The 23185-nt window shown below is 63.5% G+C and carries 16 protein-coding genes; 7 read left to right on the forward strand and 9 right to left on the reverse strand.

The features are described from left to right. Window positions 1-212 precede the first annotated feature (212 nt). From C7435_RS07695 to C7435_RS07710, 4 genes are all read left to right on the forward strand, one after another. Complete coding sequence (locus tag C7435_RS07695) at window positions 213-968, forward strand: hypothetical protein (protein WP_075190317.1); 756 nt, start codon at window positions 213-215, stop codon at window positions 966-968. Further along, entirely contained in the window at window positions 968-1834 is an 867-nt protein-coding gene (locus C7435_RS07700; RefSeq protein WP_121210660.1) for a M23 family metallopeptidase, read from the forward strand. Before C7435_RS07695 ends, C7435_RS07700 begins: the two co-directional genes overlap by 1 nt. A gap of 103 nt (window positions 1835-1937) precedes the next feature. Then, the gene (locus tag C7435_RS07705) at window positions 1938-2888 is read left to right on the forward strand and encodes a DUF4349 domain-containing protein (RefSeq protein ID WP_121210661.1); all 951 of its coding nucleotides are present in this window, start codon (window positions 1938-1940) and stop codon (window positions 2886-2888) included. Between the two features lie 98 nt (window positions 2889-2986). After that, entirely contained in the window at window positions 2987-5449 is a 2463-nt protein-coding gene (locus tag C7435_RS07710; protein ID WP_121210662.1) for an ATP-binding protein, read from the forward strand. A gap of 8 nt (window positions 5450-5457) precedes the next feature. On the opposite strand, the gene C7435_RS07715 is transcribed toward C7435_RS07710, so the two are convergent. The 7 genes from C7435_RS07715 to C7435_RS07745 all read right to left on the reverse strand — a co-directional run bounded on the left by C7435_RS07715 (window position 5458) and on the right by C7435_RS07745 (window position 17294). Next, window positions 5458-5880, reverse strand: coding sequence for a secondary thiamine-phosphate synthase enzyme YjbQ (locus C7435_RS07715; RefSeq protein WP_121210906.1), 423 nt, complete (start codon window positions 5878-5880; stop codon window positions 5458-5460). 52 nt (window positions 5881-5932) lie between these two features. Continuing rightward, window positions 5933-7054 (reverse strand): serine hydrolase domain-containing protein, encoded by a 1122-nt coding sequence (locus C7435_RS07720; protein ID WP_170150384.1) that lies wholly within the window; start codon window positions 7052-7054, stop codon window positions 5933-5935. 64 nt (window positions 7055-7118) lie between these two features. After that, the gene (locus C7435_RS07725; protein WP_170150385.1) at window positions 7119-9350 is read right to left on the reverse strand and encodes a KAP family P-loop NTPase fold protein; all 2232 of its coding nucleotides are present in this window, start codon (window positions 9348-9350) and stop codon (window positions 7119-7121) included. A 918-nt stretch (window positions 9351-10268) separates the two neighbouring features. Further along, entirely contained in the window at window positions 10269-12380 is a 2112-nt protein-coding gene (gene rpoD / locus C7435_RS07730) for an RNA polymerase sigma factor RpoD (RefSeq protein WP_121210665.1), read from the reverse strand. 52 nt (window positions 12381-12432) lie between these two features. Continuing rightward, a complete protein-coding gene (gene dnaG / locus C7435_RS07735; RefSeq protein WP_075188988.1) occupies window positions 12433-14274 on the reverse strand; it encodes a DNA primase in 1842 nt (613 codons plus the stop codon). Between the two features lie 107 nt (window positions 14275-14381). Further along, the gene (locus tag C7435_RS07740) at window positions 14382-14846 is read right to left on the reverse strand and encodes a GatB/YqeY domain-containing protein (RefSeq protein ID WP_075188989.1); all 465 of its coding nucleotides are present in this window, start codon (window positions 14844-14846) and stop codon (window positions 14382-14384) included. Between the two features lie 276 nt (window positions 14847-15122). Continuing rightward, a complete protein-coding gene (locus C7435_RS07745; RefSeq protein WP_121210666.1) occupies window positions 15123-17294 on the reverse strand; it encodes a tetratricopeptide repeat-containing sulfotransferase family protein in 2172 nt (723 codons plus the stop codon). Window positions 17295-17513: 219 nt separating this feature from the next. Here C7435_RS07745 and carA point away from each other — a divergent pair, with 219 nt between their 5' ends. Further along, the gene (carA, locus tag C7435_RS07750) at window positions 17514-18686 is read left to right on the forward strand and encodes a glutamine-hydrolyzing carbamoyl-phosphate synthase small subunit (protein WP_121210667.1); all 1173 of its coding nucleotides are present in this window, start codon (window positions 17514-17516) and stop codon (window positions 18684-18686) included. Between the two features lie 204 nt (window positions 18687-18890). Further along, window positions 18891-20396 (forward strand): peptide ABC transporter substrate-binding protein, encoded by a 1506-nt coding sequence (locus tag C7435_RS07755; RefSeq protein ID WP_121210668.1) that lies wholly within the window; start codon window positions 18891-18893, stop codon window positions 20394-20396. Between the two features lie 134 nt (window positions 20397-20530). Here the strand turns inward: C7435_RS07755 and C7435_RS07760 are convergent, their stop codons facing one another. Beyond that, the gene (locus C7435_RS07760) at window positions 20531-20767 is read right to left on the reverse strand and encodes a helix-turn-helix domain-containing protein (protein WP_233128245.1); all 237 of its coding nucleotides are present in this window, start codon (window positions 20765-20767) and stop codon (window positions 20531-20533) included. Beyond that, window positions 20764-21318 carry a DUF2975 domain-containing protein gene (locus C7435_RS07765; RefSeq protein WP_158025543.1) on the reverse strand — a complete coding sequence of 185 codons (555 nt, stop codon included), beginning with the start codon at window positions 21316-21318 and terminating at the stop codon, window positions 20764-20766. The genes C7435_RS07760 and C7435_RS07765 overlap by 4 nt, the downstream gene beginning before the upstream one ends. A gap of 357 nt (window positions 21319-21675) precedes the next feature. Here C7435_RS07765 and C7435_RS07770 point away from each other — a divergent pair, with 357 nt between their 5' ends. After that, on the forward strand, window positions 21676-23121 hold the full coding sequence (locus C7435_RS07770) for a metallophosphoesterase (protein ID WP_147422655.1): 1446 nt from the start codon (window positions 21676-21678) through the stop codon (window positions 23119-23121). Window positions 23122-23185: the final 64 nt, after the last annotated feature.

The following is a 23185-nucleotide window of genomic DNA, read 5'->3' on the forward strand; positions in this document are numbered from 1 at the left end:
TAGATATTGCGCTGCACATAGAGGCAATGGCGGAAAAGTTCAACGCTCGCCCGCCGTATGCGCGGATCACAAGGATGTTGGCGTGCCGGTATCGCCAGCCCGGCGATCCGCCCTCCCCGCCCGGACCGTCGACCCCGTCCAGCCGGCCCGCCTCATCGAAGGTTCATGCAGAGGATGTAAAAACACGCTATACTCTGCGCTGGGAGAGATTGATGACATACAGATCCACGCTTTGGGCACCACTCGCCATCATCTTGCTGGCCAGTCCGGCCTCGCCAGCGCAGCAACAGCCTGCGACACCGGCACGGCAGCCCGCGCCGACGCAAATCGACCCGTCCCGGCTCGACACCTCCCAGCTCGACACCTCCCAGCTGACACGACTGACCACGCAGCCGCCGACCCGGGAACCGCGCCCGGATGCGCCGGTCGCCATGCCGATCAGCTGGGGTCAGGCCGCCGAAGACATCCAGTTGCAGGCCCGCCAGTTTCAGCGCACTGACACGGTCGCCGCGGTCGCCCAGGGCAATCTGCCCTTTGCCCGCCCGACCAATCCGGAAGCGGCCGGTGTCGCCAATACCGGCCTGCCGGTCCTGATCCCGGGCACCGCCGCGCTCGGCCTCGACGGCAATGCCCGGGTTCTCCTCTTCCCGCGCGAGAATTTCTACAATCTCTCGATCACGGCACCGGGCCTTGTGATCGAGGTTTTCGGTACCCGCCTCGCCCATGCCCGGGCACCCGACCCGCTGAGCACGCGCCGCCTCAATGCCGGTGACAGCGATGGCTATCGCATCAGCCAAACCGAATATGGCCGGGAGCTCAGCTTCAATCGCTACGGCGCCGCCTATTCCATCACGGTGGAATGCGACAGCCCGGACAGCGATCCGCGCTGCCGGACTGACGCTTATGTTCGAAACCTCGCCAACTCGCTGATCATCGCTGCCGGCAATCCGGCATCAGGAGGTCAGTAATGTCGCGCGAAGCCGAACTGACCCTCGCGGCAGCGGTCGCGGCCGCCGGGATCGCTGCGATGTTCTGGTGGCCGATGGAAGACGGAGCACCGGCCGAAGAGGCCGCGCCGGTCATTGAACCCGCCGAGGAAGAACCGGTTCCGGCCGAAGAGCCAGAACCTGAGCCAGAGCCAGAACCTGAGCCTGAGCCTGAGCCGGAACCCGTGCCCGATCCGGACCCGGTCGATGACTCCGGCGAGACCTTCACCTACATGCCGCCCGGCGACCTGGTCGAGGACTCCGGGACGGGGCAGACCACACAGCTCAATTACGCGCCGGACATGCGCTTCCCGATGGAAGCCGGCCAGGCCTATGCCAACAGTCAGGTCTACGGGTATGGCGGCTATCTCGGACCGGCCGGCGGCCAGTGCAATGCCGCCAATTACGCCTACGCCTGGCGTGACAATTTCTGCGAAACTCGCGGCTATGGCACGCCGATGTGCCCGGCCGGGGTCGGCCATCAGGGCCAGGACATCCGTCCGGCCAGCTGCCAGGATGACGTCCATTGGGCGGTCGCGGCGGAAGACGGAACCATCACCTCGATCGGCACCTATTCGGTGCGTCTGATGACCGATGAAGGCGTGCGCTACACCTATCTCCATCTCGACAAGGACACGCTTCTCGTCGAGCCCGGCGACACGGTCAGCCGCGGCGAGCGGATCGGCTATGTGTCCAATGAGTTTGGTGACACCGCCACCACGATCCACCTGCATTTCGAGATCAAGATGGCGGTCGATACCGGCTCAGGCATCCAGAACACGCCGGTGCCGCCCTATCTCGCCCTGGTCGAAAGCTATGAAACCCTTCTGACAGGCGACGAAGACTGACCGCGCCAGCGCCTTAGTCCAGACGTTTTTTACGCTAGCATGCGTCACAGCAGGGATGGTTCGCCGTCAGCCCGTTACCGGACTGCGGCCAAAGGGATGACCAATGAAACCGATTGTACTGGCTTGCCTCGCCTCGCTGACCCTTGTTGCCGCATGCGAGAACTCCGCCCCGCAAGACGATGCTGAATACGGCGAAAGCCTCAGCATGTTTGACGCCGGCGACGCGGTCATGGAGGCGTCAAGTTACGCGCCCGCAGCTCCGCCGCCACCACCGCCATCCCCGACCCGGGCCGGCATGACTGACAGCGAGCGTTCCGGCAATCCCGATACCGCACCCGATACGCGTCTCATCGCCTACAGCTACAGCTACCAGCTGGAAACGCCGGCAGCGGCGACGTCCGGCCTGATCGACACCCATCGGGAGGCCTGCCTGTCGGCCGGTCCGGAAGTCTGCCAGGTCGTCAATGCCAATATCTACCAGCAGGGCGATCACGGCGTGGCCGGTTCGCTGGCGCTGCGCGCCGTTCCAGCCTGGATCGACACATTCCGCGCGGGTCTTGGCGGCCAGCTCGAAACGGCTGCTGGCCGGATCCGGCACCAGGCCCAAGACGCCGAGGACCTGACGGCAGCGATCGTCGATCTTGAGGCCCGGCTGGAGGCCAAGCAGACCCTGCGGACCCGTCTGACAACCTTGCTCGAACGCCCCGGCGCCACGGTCGAGGAGCTGGTCCAGGTCGAACGCGAACTGGCCCGCCTCCAGGGTGATATCGAAGGTTCGCAAGCCCGGGTCCGCGCCATGCGGGGTCGGGTGTCGATGTCATCGCTGACGGTCAATTACAGCTCGCGCGTCGACCCGGTCTCGCGCAGCGCCTTCGACCCGTTGGGTCGGGCCTTGCGCAATCTGACCGGCAATTTCGCCTCTGGCCTGGCCGATGTCCTGACCTTCATCGCCGGCGCCTTGCCGTGGCTGGTCGTCATCCTGCCGGTCGGTTGGCTCTCAGCGCGCTGGATCGGCGGCATGATGCGGCGGCGACGCGACCAGAAGCAGAGCTGACGCGAGGCCTGCGCCGCCCACGGCGGCGCAGATCGCATCGCCATAAAGTGCGAGTTAACCGTGACGGGTGTCTTCTGCCTCCAACCGAGGTCACCCGCATGCCACGCTACCGCCTTCTGATACCGCTCAGCGCCGCCCTGTTTTGCCTGGTGGTATTCACCGTCCTGTCGCTGCACGTGCGGTCGCAGGAACACTATGCCGTGCGGGTGCATCTCGAGGAGATATCGACCAACCTGCAATACAATCTCGCCGAACGGGTCGACATGGATATCGCCGGCCTGCAACGACTGGCGGACCGGTGGGTAAGGGCTGGCGGCACCGTGGAAGCAGACTGGCGCGCCGATGCCCGCGCCTATGTCAACGACACGGCGGAACTTCGCGCGGTCCAGTGGGCCAATCCGGAATTCAGGCTGGAATGGATCGAACCCCTGACCGGCAATGAAGCCGCTCTGGGCCTCGACATATTGTTCGAGGAATACCGCGCGCGCGCAGTCATGCAGGCAGTCGATACACGCCGCCCCAACAATAGCGCTGCCATCCATTTCGTGCAGGGTGGAACCGGTTTCCTCGCCTATTTTCCGCTTTTTGTGGACGGGCAGTTTGACGGCTTGATCGTCGGCGTCTTCGACGTCGCCAACATGGTGTCCGCAGGCCTTCCCGAGAGCTATACCGACTATATCGCGATCCGGGTGAATGAGGCCGGCGACACGATCGCATCTTTGGGGACGCCGATCAGCAACCGGATCGTATCGACCCATTCGGTCGAACTACCAGGTTCGGTCTGGACGGTCGAGGTCTACCCCGCCGCCGCCCTCTATGCTGAAGAATTCAGCTCCATCCCGATTTTCCTTCTCGTGCTCGGGGTTCTGGTCGCGGCTGGAATCGGCGCCGGCTCACACCTCGTCCTGACCGGGCAGATCCGCCAGAGCGAGCTGGCATTGGAACGCGAAGCCGCCTTTGACGAGCTGGAACGCAATCGCGAGCGCATGGCGCTCGCCGTCCGCGGTTCATCGGACGGTTTCTGGGATTGGGACCTGGCCGAACGGGCGCTGTACCACTCGCCGCGGCTGCGGGCGCTGCTCGGTTATGACGAGCAGGCGGTGACCATGTCCCAGGATGACTACTCCGCCGATGTGCACCCGGACGACCGCGACCGGAACACGGCCGCGCTTCGGGCTCACCTGGAGAAGGGTCACGACTACGACCTTCAGATCCGGTTCGTCTGCGCAAATGGCGAATACCGGTGGTTCAGGGCGCGCGGCCTCGCCCATCGGCGCGACGGAAAGGCGGTGCGCATGGCCGGCTCGATCACCGATATCACCGATCTTGTCGCCGCCCGCGACAAGGCCGATGCCGCCAACCGCGCAAAATCCGACTTCCTCGCCAATATGAGCCATGAAATCCGCACACCCATGAATGGCATACTCGGCATGGCCCGGGTGCTGGCCGACAAGGCGCTGCCCGAGGACGTCCACGCAAAGCTCGATATCATCGTGCGCTCCGGCGACACGCTGATGCACTTGCTCGACGATATTCTCGACCTGTCGAAAATCGAGGCCGGCCAGATCGAGCTGGAGGACGTCGCCTTCCAGCTCGACAGCATCGCCGCACGGGTCGCGGCGCTCTACGCCGATGCCGCCGAGAAAAAAGGGATCAAATTCGAGATCGACCTGCCGGCGGGTGAGCCCGCAGCCCGCTTTGGCGACCCGCTTCGCTTTGCCCAGATCGCCAATAATCTGGTCGCCAACGCCATCAAATTCACCAACGAAGGGTCCGTCCGGGTGACGCTCGGCCCGGTGATCGCCGACACCAACGACGAGACAGACACGGGTGACCTTGTGGAGCTGGTTGTCACCGATACCGGTATCGGGATGAGTGACGAGCAATGCCGGTTGGTGTTCGACAAATTTGTCCAGGCCGACAGCTCGACCACCCGCCGTTTTGGCGGCACCGGCCTCGGTCTCGCCATCTGCAAGGGGCTGACCGAGCAGATGGGCGGCACGATCTCAGTCGCCAGCACAGCGGGTCAGGGCACGCGCTTCTGCGTCCGGGTGCCGATGCCGGCAGTGGAACCCGACACCAGCCTCAGCCAACGGCCCGACCTGATCACCCTCGGCGGTGCGTTGACCATCGAGGACCGCCCCGTCCGCGTGCTCGCGGCCGAGGACAACCTGACCAATCGCCTGGTACTCAAGGCCTATCTCGACAAGATGAAGGTCGATCTCGAAATGGTCGAGAATGGCGAGGACGCCGTCGCGGCTTTCCGCCGCGAGCAGTTCGACATTGTGCTGATGGATATCCAGATGCCGGTCATGAATGGCGAGGATGCGCTGAGCGAAATGCGGAATTTCGAGCGTGCCGACGGCCGCCTGCCCACGCCCGTCATGGCGCTGACCGCCAATGTGATGGCGGATCAGGTCAATCGCTACGCCATGCTTGGCTTTGATGCGCACACCGAGAAACCACTCAGCCCGGAAGCGTTGGAGCGGACCATGCGACGGCTGCTACGGGGCAATCAGATCCGGCGTTCCGCCCGCCCGGCCACCGCGACACCCAGCTGAGTTTGCGGTCAGCCGGTCAGGTGCAACACGACTTCGCGGCGATGGGGCCGGTCGCGATGTTCAAACAGGTAGACCCCCTGCCATGTCCCCAGCACGAGTTCGCCGTCGGCAACCGGAATGCCGATCGAAGTCTGCGTCAGCGCCGCCTTGATATGCGCCGGCATGTCATCAGGGCCTTCGGTCGTATGGGTGAGCCAGGCCATCGACGGATCATCGCCCGACGGCACCAGTCGCCGGAAGAATGCGTGCAAGTCACGCTGCACGTCGGGATCGGCGTTTTCCTGGATGACAAGCGAGCAGGATGTGTGACGGACAAAGATGGTTAGGAGTGCGTCGGGACCACATTGTTCGGACACGAAATGTTTGATCTCTGATGTGATGTCATGAAGGCCGGGACCGCTGGTCCGGACACGCAGATACTGAATTGTCATCACATCCCCTGCTCCGGATTCAACCGCCATCATGCTGAATGGCTGATGCCGTCTACTGCCAGCATTGCGGGCCGGTAGACGGAATGCTGGCATCAATGGCATGCATCGCCGCCCAGGCCATGTCGAGCGGTGAGATCATCCCGCCGGCATCCTCGCGATTGGTCAGGACAATCACCGCGAGACCGGAAGCCGGTTCGCGAAGATAAGCAGTGCCCGCATAACCGCCGTGCGAGACAAGGAGCCGACCATTGATCTGATAGGCCATCCAGCCGCGCGCATAACCCCAGCTATCGCAATTTTCGCCGGTGTCGAACGGACGCTGGATTTCATGCGTGGCCGCCAAGGCCGCGGCATCGACAATCGTCGGCGCCGAAAGTTCGGCCTCCCAGCGCATCATGTCGGTGAGTGACGACAGGGTGCCGAAATGCGCCATCTGCCCGAACTGCCAGACGCGCCGGTTTCGGCGCAGCCGGCCCTCGACAACGGCATAGCCCTGGGCGAGGTGCGGGATGATGGCCGACTGGTCCAGGCGCCCGGTTTGCACCATGCCGAGCGGCGCGAAATAATGCGTCTGCATATGCGCCGAATAGGACTCACCGGTTACGGCCTCAATCACCATCCCGGCGAGGAAATATCCCTGGTCCGAATAGTTCCAGTCCTCGCCCGGGTTTGCGACCATCTCGGTCGCCATGGCCGAAGCCAGCATTTCGTCAACACTGTAATTCAGCTGGAAATGGCCATTGGGCCGAGCCTCGAAACGATGGGCCAGGCCCGCCATGTTGCTGAGCAGCTGGCCGACCGTGATCCCGTCCCAACGCTCGGGAGTCTCGGGGATGAACTGGCCGAGCGGATCATCCAGCGACAACCTCCCCTCCTCCACCAAGCTCATCACGGCGAGAGCGGTCATGGCCTTGGTCAGGGATGCCAATTCAAAGACGGTCTGCGGCGACACGTCCACACCGTGTTCGATACTCGCAACCCCATGCGTGCCAACATGAATCGGCTCGCCATTGCGCATGACGGCGATGGCGACACCTGGAAAAAGGCCTTCATCCATCAACGGGATGACGGCTTCATCGACGGCGTCCAGATGCGGTGCACCGGTTTGTGCAACGATCGGCGTTGCTGCAAGGATGATGGCCGACACTGCGAAACCGACCCAAGACTTCAACATGATACCTCCCCTCAGAGCCACGGCCAGCCGAACGCGAAAATGTGGCGAGAGTATGAGGCGCAGATCAGCCCGATGCGCCACGCGTGAGGCTGCGGACATGGTCTGCCGTCAATACATCATCCTCATCCTTGCCGATGATTGCCAGCACCCGGGCGCGCAACGTCGGGTCCTGCAACATCGCCGGCAGCCCGGCAGCTTCGTCATCATCCGGCCCGGCCGCGATCAGGACATCGACCAGACCCGCACGATCCGTCAACAGGTCAGCAACCGCCGGGTAGCGTTGTTCGAGAATGGTCCAGCGTGCGAGCGTGTCGACACCCAGCTCGTCATCCTCGAGAATTCCGATGGCCTGGCGCATGGAGTAGGCATTGATCATCCGCTTCATTACGCGCGGATTGTCCGGGAGAAAATCGGCGAAGCGCGCCAGCACGTGACGGATTTCCCGGTCGGCTGCCGCCGAGGTCGAAAGTTCGAGTGCCACGGCGGCACGACGGGTATCGCTGTCCTCTTCATCGAGGACAGAATCGGCTGCATCCCGGGTCATTCCGCCGGCAAAGCGCGCCTTCAACCGCGCCCGTTCAATCGCGACATCGGCGTCGTAATTGCGGACAGACGCGCGTTCCTCTCCGGTCGGAGCTTCGTCTGTTTCGGCCAATTCGGGCGGCCGTGTCGCAGCGTCACGGTCGGTGACCGGCGCGCTTTCACCGAGCAGACGTGACCAATAGCGGCGTCGGCGACGCAGGCCCATGCCGGGCACGGTGGTTGATACCTGGAATATCTTCTCAAGAAAGAGATAGCCCAGCGGCTGACCAGGATCGCTGACCGGCTCCACGAAACTGGCATAGTGTTTTTCAAAGCTGGCCCGGACCCAGGTCCGGTCGGCGGCCACGACGTAGCTCACCTTGCGATGCCGGAAACAGGTCTGGATGCCCTCCAGCAGACCGACGACATAGTCGGCATTGCACCGATCAAGATCATCGATGAAGACGCAGACCGGGCGGTTCGATTGCTTCACGATGGTGTCGAACAGGCCACGAATGCGGCGCAATGGGTCACGCGACAGATCGGCGTAGAATTTGGCATTGTCCGGCGAGCCGAAAACCCAGAGCCGCCCCGCCGCAATGAAGCCGGCAACCACTGTGACGACTGCGGTTACAAGTTTGAGTACATTGCTGAAAATGGGTTCCCAAGTGTTCACGACATCGACCATGGGATGGCCGGCATCCAACGGCTCACCCGAGGCCGCACCTTCCTTGGCGGCCTGGATGATGGCGTCGGAGAAATCCGTGAACCAGAGCAGATAGATGAGTCCCGTCGCGATGATGACCCCGACGACATAGGGCAACCAGTCCGCATGCACCTTCCACAAGGTCCAGCGCAACCAGATCCAGATCGCCGCCTCCTCGCGATGATTGGCACGGGCGCCGGACATGATCCCGTCCTTGATCGTTTCCAGGAACGGCCACCAGGGCGGATTGCGCCTTTCGTGCTGCCAGGCGTTGAAATGAACGATCGCCCAGCGCCCGTTCAGCTCGCGCGCCGGCTCGGTCATGATCGCTTCCATCATGCGCAGGACCGAGGTCTTGCCCGCCCCCCAGGGCGCGTGGAGATTGACGGCGAACCCGTCCGCGCCGCCCTGTTTGTGGACCGCTTCCATGCGCTCGACCAAGGCACGGGCGAAAGGTCGCCGCCCCAGCTCGTCCTCGGCGGTGGGTTCATCGGAATGGGGTGAAACGGACTCAATGATTTCAGGCTCGTCAGGCGGCGTTGCCAACTCCCTATCGTCCCCGCCCTCCGGAAAGACACCGGCCTCAAGGCCCTGCTCCAGCCATTTGCGGGCATGGCGCAAGGGACCGCGGACACCGCCATCCTTTTCCTCCGGTCGGTCACCCCTGATGCGCGGATGAGCCTCCAACCTGTCCAGCATGGCGAGGGCTTGTTCGGCCCGGGTCCGAGATGGCGCCGGGGAGACGCTGTCACGAACAATCGCGATCAGAATACGGTGCAGTGCGGAGGTCAGCGTTACCACCGTACCCATACGGTAGCCCCCGAGTTTTTCGTGGCGGGCTATGCGGTCAAGCGATTGTACGATGTCCGGGACGAGTTCAGCGGGACGGTCACGGCGCAGGATGGTGGCTGCATCGAACAGCTCGGCATTGGAAGCGCCTGCGGCGAGTGCATGGCGGAGGTCGTCGTAATCGCCATTTCTGCCGACATTTACACCAGCATCCGACTTGGACAACTCATTGGCTATTTTTTGAAATGCCTCGACGCCTTCCTCATGCAACTTTGTCATTGCTGACATAATCAGTTCAGGATCAGCCCGCCATATACCGTCGTCTGCGGATAGTAACGCCGTGATAGCTTCCCTCGAGAATAGGCATTGCGCAGGACCAGTGCGAGAATTTGGCAAAAGCGCCCTGTACCAGCTCACAATCAGAGCCCATCGCTCTGACTTCCCCAGCCCTTCCTTAGCAAATGCATCAAAATCCCGACGCTGGGACTGAGCGAAATTCACAATGTAATTTCGCTCACCGCGTACATCGGTAAGCCACAATGGGCACGCTGCGAACGCCGTCAGTTCATACGCGCTTAGCGCGGACAGATCATCTGCGATCCACTCCAAACTTTTCTCATCAATAGCTGGCAACGCCACCTTTGGAAGAATTCCAGAGTCCCTGTTAAATTGCCCCGCATCAATGACCGCATTGATCGCGCGCTGTGCACGCGCATCCACTTTGGGCCCAATCAAGTCTCGTTTTTCTCGAACCGATCCAACCGCACGGTCTATCGCTCCAGCCTTTTCTGACCGAGCCGCAAGATTATAGAATGCGCTTCCCCAAAGCGTCGCCAATGCTCGAAACACGTCAACGAGCACGGACAAATTCTCTTCTCGTTGAGCTTGGTTCGCTAACGTCAACACGTAGGGAAACTGGCGCAACGCATGGCGAATAAGCAAAATCTGGGCAAACGAGTCCGGTAGATCGACTAGCAGTCGCGCTAGGTCACTGACGGTCTCGATTGTCTCTGTTTTAGGACTTGCCATCGTTGTTCCCAAGCGCGCCTCAACCTTAGGGAATTGTAGATTCGTTTTCCAGCCGAACAACGAAAAAGGCCGGCCCCTTGGGGGCCGGCCGTTCTCACTATCACGCCGTGGTACCGATCCCGGATCGCCGCTTGGCGCCGTCCGGGATGATCCACGCCTTGGCGTGGATCAATTATCCAAAAAGCTCCGCAGCTTCCGCGAGCGGCTCGGGTGCTTGAGCTTGCGCAGGGCTTTCGCCTCGATCTGGCGGATACGTTCGCGGGTGACCGAGAATTGCTGGCCGACTTCTTCCAGCGTGTGGTCGGTATTCATGCCAATGCCGAAGCGCATGCGCAGGACACGTTCCTCGCGCGGGGTGAGGCTGGCGAGCACGCGGGTGGTGGTTTCGCGCAGATTGGCCTGGATGGCGGCATCGATCGGCAGGACAGCATTCTTGTCCTCGATGAAATCGCCCAGATGGCTGTCTTCCTCGTCGCCGATGGGCGTTTCAAGGGAGATCGGCTCCTTGGCGATCTTCATCACCTTGCGCACTTTTTCCAGCGGCATGGCGAGCTTTTCAGCCAGCTCTTCCGGAGTCGGCTCGCGGCCGATCTCGTGCAGCATCTGGCGGCTGGTGCGGACGATCTTGTTGATCGTCTCGATCATGTGCACCGGGATACGGATGGTGCGGGCCTGGTCGGCGATCGAGCGGGTGATCGCCTGGCGGATCCACCAGGTGGCATAGGTCGAGAACTTGTAACCGCGGCGATACTCGAATTTATCGACAGCCTTCATCAGGCCGATATTGCCCTCCTGGATCAGATCCAGGAATTGCAGGCCGCGATTGGTGTATTTCTTGGCGATGGAGATGACGAGACGCAGATTGGCCTCGACCATTTCCTTCTTGGCCACACGCGCTTCGCGCTCGCCCTTCTGGACTGTGCGGACGATGCGGCGCAGGTCTTCGATCGGCACGCCGGCGCGCTGGGTCAAATCGGCGAGATCATCACGGATCTTGCCGGCATCCGTGCCTTCACGGTCGATGAAACGGGCCCAGGCCTTGGAGGTGGACGCCATGGAGTTCGGCCAATCCGGGTTCAGCTCATTGCCGAAATAGCTGTCCATGAACTGGGCACGCGGCACGCCATGGGCGTCGGCCATGCGCAAGAGCTTGCCTTCCAGCGCCATGCGTTCCTTGTTGATCGCATACAGCTGTTCGACCAGCGCCTCGATCCGCGCATTGTTCAGGTGCATCGTGTTGAGATTGGTGACGATGGCGTTTTGCAGGCCTTCGTATTTCTCACGCGATTGCTTGGTCAGGTCCTTGCCCTCGATACGGGCGGCGACCAGCTTGTCCTGCAGTTTGCGGAAAGCGGCAAAATCGGTGGCGATGGAGTCGAGCGTCTCCATCACGCCATCGCGCAGCTCCGCTTCCATGGCCGACAGGGAGAGTGATGCGCCGTCATCATCGTCGTCATCATCATCGTCGTCGGAACTGCTTTCGCCGTCCTCGTCATCATCAGACTTCTCGGACTTTTCCTCGTCGTCCTTGTCGTCATCATCATCATCGGACTTGGGCTTGGGAGCACCGTCATCGGCCGGGGTCGGCGTCTCGCCATCACCCGTGCCTTCACCGTCCTCATCGCCGTCTTCGGCGGCTTCCGCCTGCTGGCCGCCATAGGTGGCGTCGAGATCGATGATGTCACGCAGCAGGACCTGGCCTTCGGTCAGCTCGTCGCGCCAGACCATGATGGCTTCAAAGGTCAGCGGGCTTTCGCACAGGCCGCGGATCATCGCATTGCGACCAGCCTCGATGCGCTTGGCAATCGCGATCTCGCCTTCGCGGGACAGGAGTTCAACCGAACCCATCTCGCGCAGATACATGCGGACCGGATCGTCGGTACGGTCGGCCGAGGTCGGTGTGTTGAGACCCGTGACAGCGGTCTTGGAGGCGCCGGCCACAGCCCGGCTGTCGCTCTCCTCTTCCTCGTCATCATCGTCATCATCATCCGAGGATGCAGACGTGGCCTTGGCCGCTTTCGGCGCATCACCGTTGTCATCATCCACATCGCTGTCATTGTCGACGACATTGATGCCCATCTCGGACAGTTGTGCGAGCACGTCTTCGATCTGCTCGGACGAGAATTCCTCGCTCGGCAGGACCGCGTTCAGCTCGTCATGGGTGACATAACCGCGCTTCTTGGCGGTCTTCACCATGTTCTTCACTGACTGATCCGTCAGGTCCAGCAGCGGACCGTCCGAATTTTCCGATGCATCATTGGCTTCGGCGGATTTGCTCATTTAATCGTCCCTTGTCGCGCCGCCCTGGGGCGCGCAATTGGAATTATACGCATCAGGAGGATTCGGAACGAGAGCTTTCGTACCGGTAGGCGTCTACCACCTGCCGAAAGCGTTCCGAATCCGCCTGCTTGAGTTCTTCGTCCAGACGGGCACGCGCCTCATCACGACGTGTCTGTGCTTCGCTTCGTTCCATATAGGCGTGAGCCAGCCGCTTCCAAGCCTCTGCCCTCACCTCTGGAGACGCCTCCATACCGCCCAGTTCCGCCCGCATGGGTCTGCGCTCACCGTCCAACCGCTTTATCTCTGCCGCGTATCCGGCGTCGGCCAAATCAGCCCTTAGCGTGTCGGTCTGCACAAACTGCCCAGAAGAGCAGGCGTCTAGAACGGCGTCGCGCAGCCTGTCAAGCGATCCCAACCGCAAAAGCGCGAGAGTCTCGATCTGCGAGGCGGCGATTTCCGGGTATTCGATCGCCGCGACCAGCAGGAGATGGCCCAGCCGGGCGGTCGGATCGGCCTGTCGGGACTGCTTGTTGCGCAGTTCGGCTGTCGCCCCCAGCGGCACGCCCTTGCCGGGACGCCAGGGTCCGCGCCGGTCACTGCGGCCATCTTTCGGGCGCGTGCCGAACAAGGCGTCTGTGCGCTGATCAAATTCGCGCTTGTACTCCTCGCGGATATCGCTGTCGGCGATCTGGCTGACCAGCGCCCGGATGCGGCGACGGAAACCGGCCCGGCGATCGGGATCATCGAGCGGCTCGACCAGAACCTCGCGCTCCCAGATCAGATCGGCCAGCGAGCGGGTTTCGCGGAACACGGCGCGCAGGGCGTTGGCGCCCTCCTCGCGCAAAATGTCGTCGGGATCCTTGCCGTCGGGCATGAAGGCAAAGCGCAGCGTCTTGCCCGGCTGCAGCAATGGCAGGGCCCGATCCGCCGCCTTGAAGGCCGCTGCCCGTCCGGCGCTATCGCCATCCAGGCACATCACCGGCTCGCCGCCGGCCCGCCACAAAAGCTGGATCTGCTCCTCGGTGATGGCCGTCCCCAGCGGCGCGACCCCGTGCTCCAGCCCGGCCCGCGACAAGGCGATCACGTCGAGATAGCCCTCGGCGACGATCAGGCCGCGAATATCCTGCTTGGGATCGGAGGCCGCTTTGCGGGCTTCCGGATAACGGTAAAGAACCGAGCCCTTGTGGAAGATCGGCGTTTCCGGCGAGTTGAGATATTTCGCCCGTGCCTCTTTCGACAGCGCCCGCCCGCCAAATCCGACCAGCCGATTGCGCGGATCATGGATCGGGAAGGTGATGCGGTCGCGAAACCGGTCATAGGGCGAACCATTGTCCGGCTCGATCAGAAGCCCGCACTCGATGAGGTCTGCAACCGGCGCGCCGGCGGTGACCAGCTCGTCCTTGAGCGCCGTCCGGCTCTCAGGGGCATAGCCAATGCCATAGCGGGCGCAGTCCTCGCCCGTCAGGCCGCGCGATTTGAGATAGCGGCGCGCCTCCTCGGCCTGAGGGGAGCGCAGGGCGCGCAGGAAAAAGGCCTGGGCGCTTTCCATCCACTCGACGAGGGATTTGCGGTGCTGGGTCTTTTGCTGGCTCTCCGGATCCGGCTCAGGCAGGCGCAGGCCCGCCTCGCCAGCCAGACGCTCGGCCGCCTCCATGAAGGACAGGCCTTCCATCTCTTCGAGCCAGGTGAAGATATCGCCATGCTTGCCGGAGGCAAAACAATGGTAGAAGCGCTTGTCATCATTGACGAAAAACGAGGGCGAGCGTTCTTTCTTGAAGGGCGACAGGCCGACAAATTCACGGCCCTGGCGTTTCAGGGGGACGGAACGGCCGATGAGGTCCGACGGGCGCACACGCGCCTTGATTTCGTCGATGAAGTCCTCATTGAGACGCATTGCCGTCGGTTACCCCTGAATCACGACCCGCCCCACACAGATCAGCCGTGCATGATGCGCGCGAAAGCCGCCCACGTCACGCGTTCAATCTGCGAATGGGGTCAGGGTCAGGCCGAGGCGAGCAAGTCTTTCACCTTGGCGCCCGCCTTGGCAAAGTCCATGCGACCGGCATAGCGCGATTTCAGCTCGCCCATGCAGCGGCCCATATCCTTCAACCCGCTGGCGTCGAGCTCGCTGACCACCGATTTGGCGGCATCATCGATTTCGCCGTCATCCATCGGTGTGGGCAGGAATTCGCGCACGATCTCGGCTTCCGAGCGCTCGGCTTCGGCGAGATCGAGACGTCCGGCCTTTTCATAGGTCTCGGCGCTTTCCTCGCGCTGCTTCACCAGCTTGGTGAGCAGGGTCATGATTTCGGTGTCTTCGCAGCCGGCGCAGCGATCTTCGGCGCGGGCGGCGATATCACGGTCCTTGATGGCAGCCGAGATCAGGCGAAGCGTCGACAGACGCGCCTTGTCCTGGGCTTTCATCGCCGCTTTCATATCCGTGGTGATGCGTTCACGAAGTGACATGGTCTCAACCAAACCTATCCGGGCGCCGGACGCGGCGCTCCCTGACGAGATCTCCGGTGTGAAGAACTTTTGTTGTGCACGCAATGACGTGCCGATTGTTTCGAACAATGCTGGGCCTTTTGCTCTGGCGTCGCGCGTTTGAGGCACATGCCTCCGAAACGAGGGGCCGGGAATTATTCCGTTGGCGGCAAAGAATCAAGCCCGAATGAAAATCGTGATCGAATAACCGGTTTGCAAATTCGCCAACGGCCCCCGAATTTCAACCCCGTCCGGGCGTCAATCCACCTCCATCCCCCAGGCACGGGCACGCGCCCGCAGCGGCGCACAGGCCGGACCGGACAGCCTTTTTTTATAGTGACGCCAGCGCTCGCGCGAGCGGGTGTAGAGCGGCTGAGTGACCTGGTGGGCACTGGGTGTGGAAATCCGGCCGCGCGCCTTCGCGGTCTCGAAGAAACGGGCCTGCTGAGGTTCCCATGACAGGCCCAGCATCGACATGACCGGTTCGATCGCCGCCTGCGGATCATCGATCAGCGCTTCATAGTCGACATGCGCCAGGCGCGGCCGGCGCCAGCCCACAAAGCGTTCGAAATGGTCGAAGCTGGCGGCATGGAAGGCAGCGATGCGCTCAAGCCGCGTCATCACCAGCATCGCATTATTGGGCGCGTAGTCCTGGGCGAAATTGCTGACCGCCACGTCCAGCGGGTGGCGGCGCGCCAGAATGAATGCTGCCGCCGGGAAGATGCGGTGGATCACCGCGGCCCAGTTCATGTTGAGCGGCAGCTTGTCGATGATCACCTGCCCCGGCGCCGCATCATCGACATGGGAGGCCAGTTGCTCGCGATAGGCAGCCTGCAGGACAGCCGGATCGGTCGCCTCGACCGCGTCGAGCCAGGCCTCGGTGAAATTGGTTTCATCGCCAGAGACCCCGGGGATGACGGCGCGCAGGGCATCGATCAGGACCGGCTTTTCCTCAAGCACATCGACGACGCTGTGAGCGCGCAGAACGCTGTCGAGCAAGGTCGTGCCCGAGCGTGGGAACCCGACCAGAAATGCCAGGTCCGCCCCCGCCTCCGCACCCTTGGGCCGCGCTGGCGTCCGGGTGAGCGGATTGCCGGACTTGATCTCTGCCAGAAGGCGGGCGTCGAGACTGGCCAGCCGCGCCAACGGCATGGTGTGGTCGCACACGCCGCTGGCCTCCCAATTGACCTCCAGCAAACGATTGGCGGTTTCAAAATGCGCCCAGGCCTGATCATGCCGACCCCGGCGATCCGCGATCTGGCCGGCGATATAGCTGGCGCCGCGACGCGCCTCATCACTGAGATCGCCATCGAGCGCCAGGCTGACAGCCTCTTCCGCAGCGTCGAGCTGACCGGTTCGCAACAGCGCCCGTGCCCGGGCATGGTGGAGGTCAGGATGATCGAGATCGGCCCCCAGGGCGGCCGCCTGTTGCCGCAATTCAAGCCAGGCCCCGGGTTCCAGGTCATGCTCATGAAAGATGGCTGCCGCAATCAGCGTCGCATGCGGGGCCTCGCCGTCGGCGAGCGCGTCGCGGAACAGGGCAGCGCCGGCCTCCGGTCGCCCTGCTGCGTCCAACAGGCGCGCGGCCAGCAAGTGCCAGCGGGCCGGGTCACCGCCACGTTCAGCCGGCAAGCCGTCCAATACCGCCAGCGCATCATCGGCGCGGTCGTCGCTCATCAGCTGGCCACACAGCATCTCGGCCAGGCGCAATTGCGGACCACACAGGTCGAGCGACCGCAACAGGACACGCTCGGCATCCCGGCGCCGGACCGGGGATTGCTGCAGGATCGTCGTCAGCGCGTGCCAGCCGGCGACGTCGGCCGGTGCCAGCATGATGGCGCGGCGGGCATGAAATTCGGCTTGTTGCAGATCACCGCATGCCATGGCCAGTCGCGACAAGACCACCCAGAGGCCGGGCCGGTCCGGCAGGGCCCAGACCAGATCGCGTGCCGCGGCCAGAGCCGCCGCGGCATCAGTGCCCAAGGGCAGGCCCTCAATTTCGGCAAGCCGGGTCGCGGCAGTCGTCGCTCCACCGCGATCGGCAAGACCGGAATAACGGGCCCGGACAGCGTCATCCGCCGGGAACTGGCGCGCTGCAGCCTGCAAGGCTTGGTCGTCGGGAAGGGCTTGCCGTGCTGCATCGAGACAGGCGGCGGCACGGGCCGGCTCATCCAGTTCCACCAGCGTACGCGCCAGGCCGATCCAGAAGCCCGGCTGGTCACGGCGCAGCGCGGTCGCGTTCATGAAACAGGGCAGCGCCAGATGCGGCTGACCGGCCATCAGCGTCACGGCCCCGAGATTATTGTGGGCACGCGCCAGATGCGGGTCGAGATCGAGCGCCCGGCACCAAGCCAGGGCCGCACCGTCATGATCACCCGCCTTTAGGGCGACATTGCCCGCCTCGATGAAGGCTTCCACGGTTTCGCTCATGGCTCGACGCCCCTCGGCTTGCGGCCACCAGTATCGCGAGGCGCGACCGGCCACGGCAAGCCGGGCTTGCAGACGATGGACTTGGTTCGCCCCGGTCACTGCAACGCTATTGACCCGGCCTGCATCAACCGCTAGCAGAGCGCCCGTTTACCCGCCCCTCGCCACCGACCGATTCCGGACGGCGCGAGCGCGCCCCGCAAGACCCTTGGAGACAAAGCCATGACGTCCACGCCGACCCAAATTCCGACCGGCGCGCTGGCGCTTGCCGATGGCACTGTGTTCCTGGGCCATGGCACCGGCGCAACCGGTACCGCCCTGGGCGAGGTCTGCTTCAACACGGCGATGACCGGCCACCAGGAAATCCTGGCCGACCCGTCCTATGCCGGCCAGGTGGTCTGCTTCACCTTCCCGCATGTCGGCAATGTCGGCGCCAATGCCGAAGACGAGGAAGCCGCGTCGCCGCAGGCCCGCAAGGCCGCCGTCGGCATGATCGCCCGCGCGAAAATCACGCCGCCGGCCAGCTGGCGCGCCGAAACGACGTTTGAGGAATGGTTGCGCACCCGCGGCATCGTCGCGCTGACCGGGGTCGACACCCGCGCCCTGACCCGCCGCATTCGCGAACATGGCATGCAGATGTGCGCCATCGCGCATGATCCGGCCGGCAATATCGATATCGACGCCCTCAAGGCCGCCGCCAAGGCTGCGCCGACGATGGAAGGCCGCGAGCTGGCCGCCGATGTCGCCCGCACCGAGGGCGGTGACTGGACCGAGGGCAATTGGACACTGGGCGAAGGCTATGCGGTCGGGCCGGAAGACGGACCTCGCATCGTGGTGCTCGATTATGGTGTGAAGGCCAATATCCTGCGCCTGCTGACAGGCGCCGGCGCCCGCGTCGCCGTGCTGCCGGGCAAGGCCTCGATCGAAGATATCAAGGCGCTCAATCCGGATGGCGTGGTCGTCTCCAACGGACCGGGTGACCCGGCCGAGACCGGCAAATACGCGCTGGCGACCATCCAGGCCGTCCTCGACGCCAACATCCCGACCTTGGGCATCTGCCTTGGCCACCAGATGCTGGCCCTGGCCATCGGTGCCAAGACCGCGAAAATGCCCCAGGGCCATCACGGCGCCAATCACCCGGTGAAGAATCACGAAACCGGCCAGGTCGAGATCGTATCGATGAATCACGGCTTCGCCGTCGACGGCGCCAGCCTGCCCGCCAATGCCGAAGAGACCCATGTCTCGCTGTTCGACGGCTCCAACTCCGGCTTTAAACTGACCGACAAGCCGGTCTGGGCCGTCCAGCACCACCCCGAAGCCAGCCCCGGCCCGCAGGACAGTTTCGGCGTGTTCGACCGCTTTGTGGGTCAATTGAAGGGGCGGGTTGAGGCTTAGAGCCCTCGGACACGTCGCACTTTTCCCATCGCCATCCCCCGGCTTGTCCGGGGGACCTGAGCTACCCCGTTTCAGCCTGTGGCGCGTTCAGCGCGGACAATACAGACCCGTTGGCTGAGGTCCCCCGGACAAGCCGGGGGATGACGGTGGGTGTGAGTTCTGAAAACAAGTGAACCCCGGCACAAATCGCGCCATCATGGCGAGATGCTCAATCGCCGCACCCTTCTCGCCGCCACGGCTGCATCCGGTCTCGCCGCCTGTGGGCGCTCCGGCCCGCCGCCTGATCTCCTGCGTGTCGCCACGACCGGCCTGCCGGACAGTCTTGACCCGGCCCGCGGTGAGTTCGCAGCGGCGGCTCTGGTCTACAAGCAAATCCATGCCGGTCTGACGGAGTACGCGCCTGATGGCTCGGTCGGCCCCGGACTGGCCGAGGACTGGTCTGTCGATGGGAGCGGCCTGGTCTGGACCTTTCGGCTACGCGAGCGGCTGATGTGGTCGGATGGCCATCCGCTGACGGCTGAAGATGTGGCCTGGTCGGCCCGGCGCATTGTCGACCCGACCCAGAGCTTTGCCGTGCTGGGCGATTTCTATGCCGTCACGAATGCGCGGGCGATCCATGCCGGCGAGATGGCACCGGACCGGCTGGGCGTGACCGCGCTGGATGATCGCACGGTGGAATTCCGGCTCGAGACGCCGCTGGGCCTGCTGCCGACGCTGATGCGCGAATTCTACCCCTTCCCGCGCCATGTCATCGAACGCGTCGGGCTGGACTGGGTCCGTCCAGAACACATCGTCACGGCCGGGGCCTACACGGTGACGGCCGAGAGCCAGATCAGTCTCGACCTGACAAGGAACCCGAACCATTACGCCGCCGGCACCGTCTCCATCCCGGCCATCCGCATCGACGGCGTGCGCGAGGACGCCACCCGCATGCGCCTCTTCCGCGCCGGCGATTACGATCTTGCCGACCGGCCGCCGGCCAACCAGATCGATTACTGGCGCGAACGCCTGGGCACGCAGTTCCAGAGTTTCGACGCGCCGATCCTGCGCTATCTGAAAATCAATCACGCGCGGGCGCCGCTGGATGATGTCCGCGTCCGGCGACTATTGTCCCGAGCCATCGACCGCCCCTTCCTGGCGCGTGAGTTTTACGCCGATACCGCCGCCCCGACCGAACTGGTCATTCCCGGGTCCGTCATCACTGACAGCGAGCCGGCGCCGCAGGCCGGCGGCATGTCCCGGCCGCTCGAAATCCGCACCACGACCGGCGAAGGCGAACGCCTCGCCGTGGCGATTGCCGATGACTGGGCCCGGTTCGGGATCGAGACCGAGCTTCTGGTCAGCTATCCCACCGACCTCTACCAGGCCGTCGATGCCGGCGATTTCGATATCGCCATCGCCAGCTTCAATCGAGGCCTGAAGTCCGATCCCTTCTTCATGCTCGACCCGTTTGCGCCCGGCGGGTTCGCGGCCAATTTCAACTGGGACGACCCGACCTTCGCCGAATTGATGGCCGCTGCCCGGCGCCAGAATGACCCGTCCGCCCGCGCCCAGCTCTATCTCGCGGCGATGGACCGGATCCACGAGGACATGGCCATCATCCCGCTCCTCCACGAACGCGCCCACTGGCTTGTCGGGCCACGCGTTGGCGGCACACGGAACGACATCCAGCCGATGTTGTGGCGTGATCTGGAGTTGGCCGATGCGTGAGATGGAAGAGCAGTTGAGCGCGTGCTGGCACCAGCAGATGAGCGCACTTTCCTGACGGATCAATTCGAAACGGAACTCGGCGACAAGGCCCGAGCCAACATGCGGCGCGAGGTCCTGGCACTGGGCGGCAAGCTCTAGTCCGGCACCTTCCTGAATTCGAACAACTCGCCGGGCTGGCAATCCAGCGCATCGCAGATCGCGATCAGGGTGGAAAAACGAATGCCCTTGATCTTGCCGGTCTTGATCATCGACAGCGCCTGCTCGGACACACCGATCCGGTCGGCAAGCTCTTTTGATCGGACCTTGCGGCGCGCCAGCAACACGTCCAGGTGAACGATGATCTCGCCGGGCAGGTCGGGATCGGCGGTCACAGGATCAACTCCAGCTCCTCATGGCGACGACGCCCCTCGGCGAGAATATGCGCCATCAGGAACAAGAGCAGCGCGGTGCCGATCGACTCGATGGTGTCGGACCCCAAGCTGATCTCCACGGCATTCCGGGTATGCGGGTTGGCGACCGAGAGATAGACGCTGAACACGGTGGTTTCGAACGGAGCCCAGATCGCACCGACAAGGCTGGCCAGGGCAAATTGGCGAAACCCGCCGACCGAGGCCTCGGAGAAATACTGGCCCTCGGCGCCCTCCAGGAAGAGCCGGCGCACGCCGAACAGCCCGTACAGTGTGAGGCCAATTCCGATCATCGATATGCCGGCCGCTCCGAGGCGGATCTGGAACACGAACCAGTCGTTTTGGCCATTGCCGACCCAGCGGCTGCCCGGCAATTCACCCAACGCGTTCGCGAGGCCGGGCAAAAACCAGACACCGAGTCCGAACAACGGCACCAGGACCATGCCGGCCAAAGTCGCCAGGGCTAGAAATCGGCTGAGACGCCGGATGGATCGATCCTGCGGGATTGAGGGCATGCGACCGTCCATGAATTAAAGTTAAACTTGAATTTCTATGCATATTAGTTGAATTGTTTCACACCGGCAATCGGGAGCGCACACCGTGTGTCAACCCACCCCCAGCCGTCGCGGCCTGTGTGTCTTGCTGTCTGCCTGCGCCCCATTCCTCACGCAGGGGCCAGTCTCAGCATCCAGTCCCGATTGCCGGCCCCAATCAATCGCCCGACTACCTGCGGCGAAGCTTGTTGCCGAAAACCCCTTTAAGTTGTAGCGTCGTTCTGCTCCATTGATCGTATTCGCATAAACACCGGCCTGCCGACTTCCCCGATGTCTGGGTGAAGGATGTGCATCGCCGTTCGGCACCCGGGGGAATTCATGATCGACAGCCACAGCCAGCGCGCTTGCCTGGCCTTGCTTGCCGCCAGCACGCTCGCCCTGTCCGCCTGTTCGGACACCGGCGGGACGGCCGACACCGACACGGGCAGCGCATCGGACGCCGCCATGGCGGCCGGCGACGGCCTGGCACAGGGCGGCGAAACGGGCGGCGAAACGGCGGCAGCTGCCGCCGACCCTGTCATCCCGGCGCCCGCGGCGGCCGCGTCTGCGACCTTCCTTGCCCTGTCCGACGTGCACCGGCTGCGGGACGGGCATCCCTGCACCGGCCGCACCTGTCAAACCTCGCCGGCCTTCTGGACCGCGACACAGACACAGGCCCAGGCGCTGCTGTCCAGTCAAACTCCCGACTTCGTGATCTATCTGGGCGATATGCCGGAACACAGCATTCCCGACGAGAGCGAGCGCAGGCCGGTTCTCGCGAACGTCCTGGATGGTCTGGAAAACATTGTCTCCGGCACCACCACGCCGCTATTCTACCTGCCCGGCAATAACGACACGGTGGAGCGCAATCACGGCCGCGGTGATTTCGACTACTGCCCCTTCACCGATCATGACCAGAGCGTCTTCAACACGGTCGACGATCCGACCGTGTGGCCGGTGATCAACGGCTCGGCCGACATCATCGACCGCAGCCGTCTCACTGACGGCTATTACGCGGCCCGCATCACGGTCGGCGCCAGCGCGGCACCGCTGCGAATTCTGGCCCTGAACACCAATATCTATACCGCCGACTACAGCCGCTGTTCCGATCTTGTGAACGCCGCCGCGACAGGATCGGCACAACTCGACTGGCTGGCGGACCAGCTCGATGCCGCCACCACAGCGAATGAACCCGTCCTGCTGGCCATGCACGTTCCGCCCGGGATCGACGGCCATAGCGGCCATTCAATGTGGGACGACAGCCTCGCCTACCAGGGTCGCGACTCCGCGCTCACCGGGCGCCGGATGCAGGATGTCTTGCTGACCTATATCGGCAACCACCAGCCGGTGATCACCACCGTGCTCGCCGGCCACACCCATCTCAATGGCATACGCCGCCTGCACACCTGCGAGGCAACGCCCGGCGTCTCGGAACTTCTGGTGTCAGTGCCGGGTATCAGCACCGACCACGGCAATACGCCCGGCATGAAAATCTTCGAGCTCGGCAGCGGGCTGGAACCGGTTGAGGTCACCACTTATGGCGCGACCTATGTCGAGCCGCCGGTCGACGACTATGCCTGGAGCGGCGGGATCAGCTACGGTTTCCGCACGAATTATCCCAACACCACGCCTGCCGGGACCTCACTACTGGACCAGGTCGACAGCCTGTCCGACGACGCTCGCTGGGTGAATATGTGGGGGCATCTTTATGTCGATGACCGGGACGCAGCGGTCCCGCTCGATTCGGATTATGAAGACGCGATGGATGTTCACTGCGCGCCGTGAGGTGTCGCAGGCCAATGGTCGACCGGGCCGCCACCGGGCGCCCGCTTGCGCGTCGCCATCAACG

The sequence above is a fragment of the Maricaulis maris genome, from assembly GCF_003634045.1.
In the GTDB taxonomy this organism is placed as follows: domain Bacteria; phylum Pseudomonadota; class Alphaproteobacteria; order Caulobacterales; family Maricaulaceae; genus Maricaulis; species Maricaulis maris.

What these genes read in the sequence shown, in the direction of transcription:
- C7435_RS07705 (WP_121210661.1), top strand. Translation starts at nt 1,938, where the DNA reads ATGAAACCGATTGTACTGGCTTGCCTCGCCTCGCTGACCCTTGTTGCC.
- C7435_RS07720 (WP_170150384.1), bottom strand. Translation starts at nt 7,054, where the DNA reads ATGTTGAAGTCTTGGGTCGGTTTCGCAGTGTCGGCCATCATCCTTGCA.
- C7435_RS07695 (WP_075190317.1), top strand. Translation starts at nt 213, where the DNA reads ATGACATACAGATCCACGCTTTGGGCACCACTCGCCATCATCTTGCTG.
- dnaG (WP_075188988.1), bottom strand. Translation starts at nt 14,274, where the DNA reads ATGCGTCTCAATGAGGACTTCATCGACGAAATCAAGGCGCGTGTGCGC.
- C7435_RS07755 (WP_121210668.1), top strand. Translation starts at nt 18,891, where the DNA reads ATGCTCAATCGCCGCACCCTTCTCGCCGCCACGGCTGCATCCGGTCTC.
- C7435_RS07745 (WP_121210666.1), bottom strand. Translation starts at nt 17,294, where the DNA reads ATGAGCGAAACCGTGGAAGCCTTCATCGAGGCGGGCAATGTCGCCCTA.
- C7435_RS07715 (WP_121210906.1), bottom strand. Translation starts at nt 5,880, where the DNA reads ATGACAATTCAGTATCTGCGTGTCCGGACCAGCGGTCCCGGCCTTCAT.
- C7435_RS07710 (WP_121210662.1), top strand. Translation starts at nt 2,987, where the DNA reads ATGCCACGCTACCGCCTTCTGATACCGCTCAGCGCCGCCCTGTTTTGC.
- C7435_RS07770 (WP_147422655.1), top strand. Translation starts at nt 21,676, where the DNA reads ATGATCGACAGCCACAGCCAGCGCGCTTGCCTGGCCTTGCTTGCCGCC.
- C7435_RS07700 (WP_121210660.1), top strand. Translation starts at nt 968, where the DNA reads ATGTCGCGCGAAGCCGAACTGACCCTCGCGGCAGCGGTCGCGGCCGCC.
- rpoD (WP_121210665.1), bottom strand. Translation starts at nt 12,380, where the DNA reads ATGAGCAAATCCGCCGAAGCCAATGATGCATCGGAAAATTCGGACGGT.
- C7435_RS07725 (WP_170150385.1), bottom strand. Translation starts at nt 9,350, where the DNA reads ATGACAAAGTTGCATGAGGAAGGCGTCGAGGCATTTCAAAAAATAGCC.
- carA (WP_121210667.1), top strand. Translation starts at nt 17,514, where the DNA reads ATGACGTCCACGCCGACCCAAATTCCGACCGGCGCGCTGGCGCTTGCC.
- C7435_RS07740 (WP_075188989.1), bottom strand. Translation starts at nt 14,846, where the DNA reads ATGTCACTTCGTGAACGCATCACCACGGATATGAAAGCGGCGATGAAA.
- C7435_RS07765 (WP_158025543.1), bottom strand. Translation starts at nt 21,318, where the DNA reads ATGCCCTCAATCCCGCAGGATCGATCCATCCGGCGTCTCAGCCGATTT.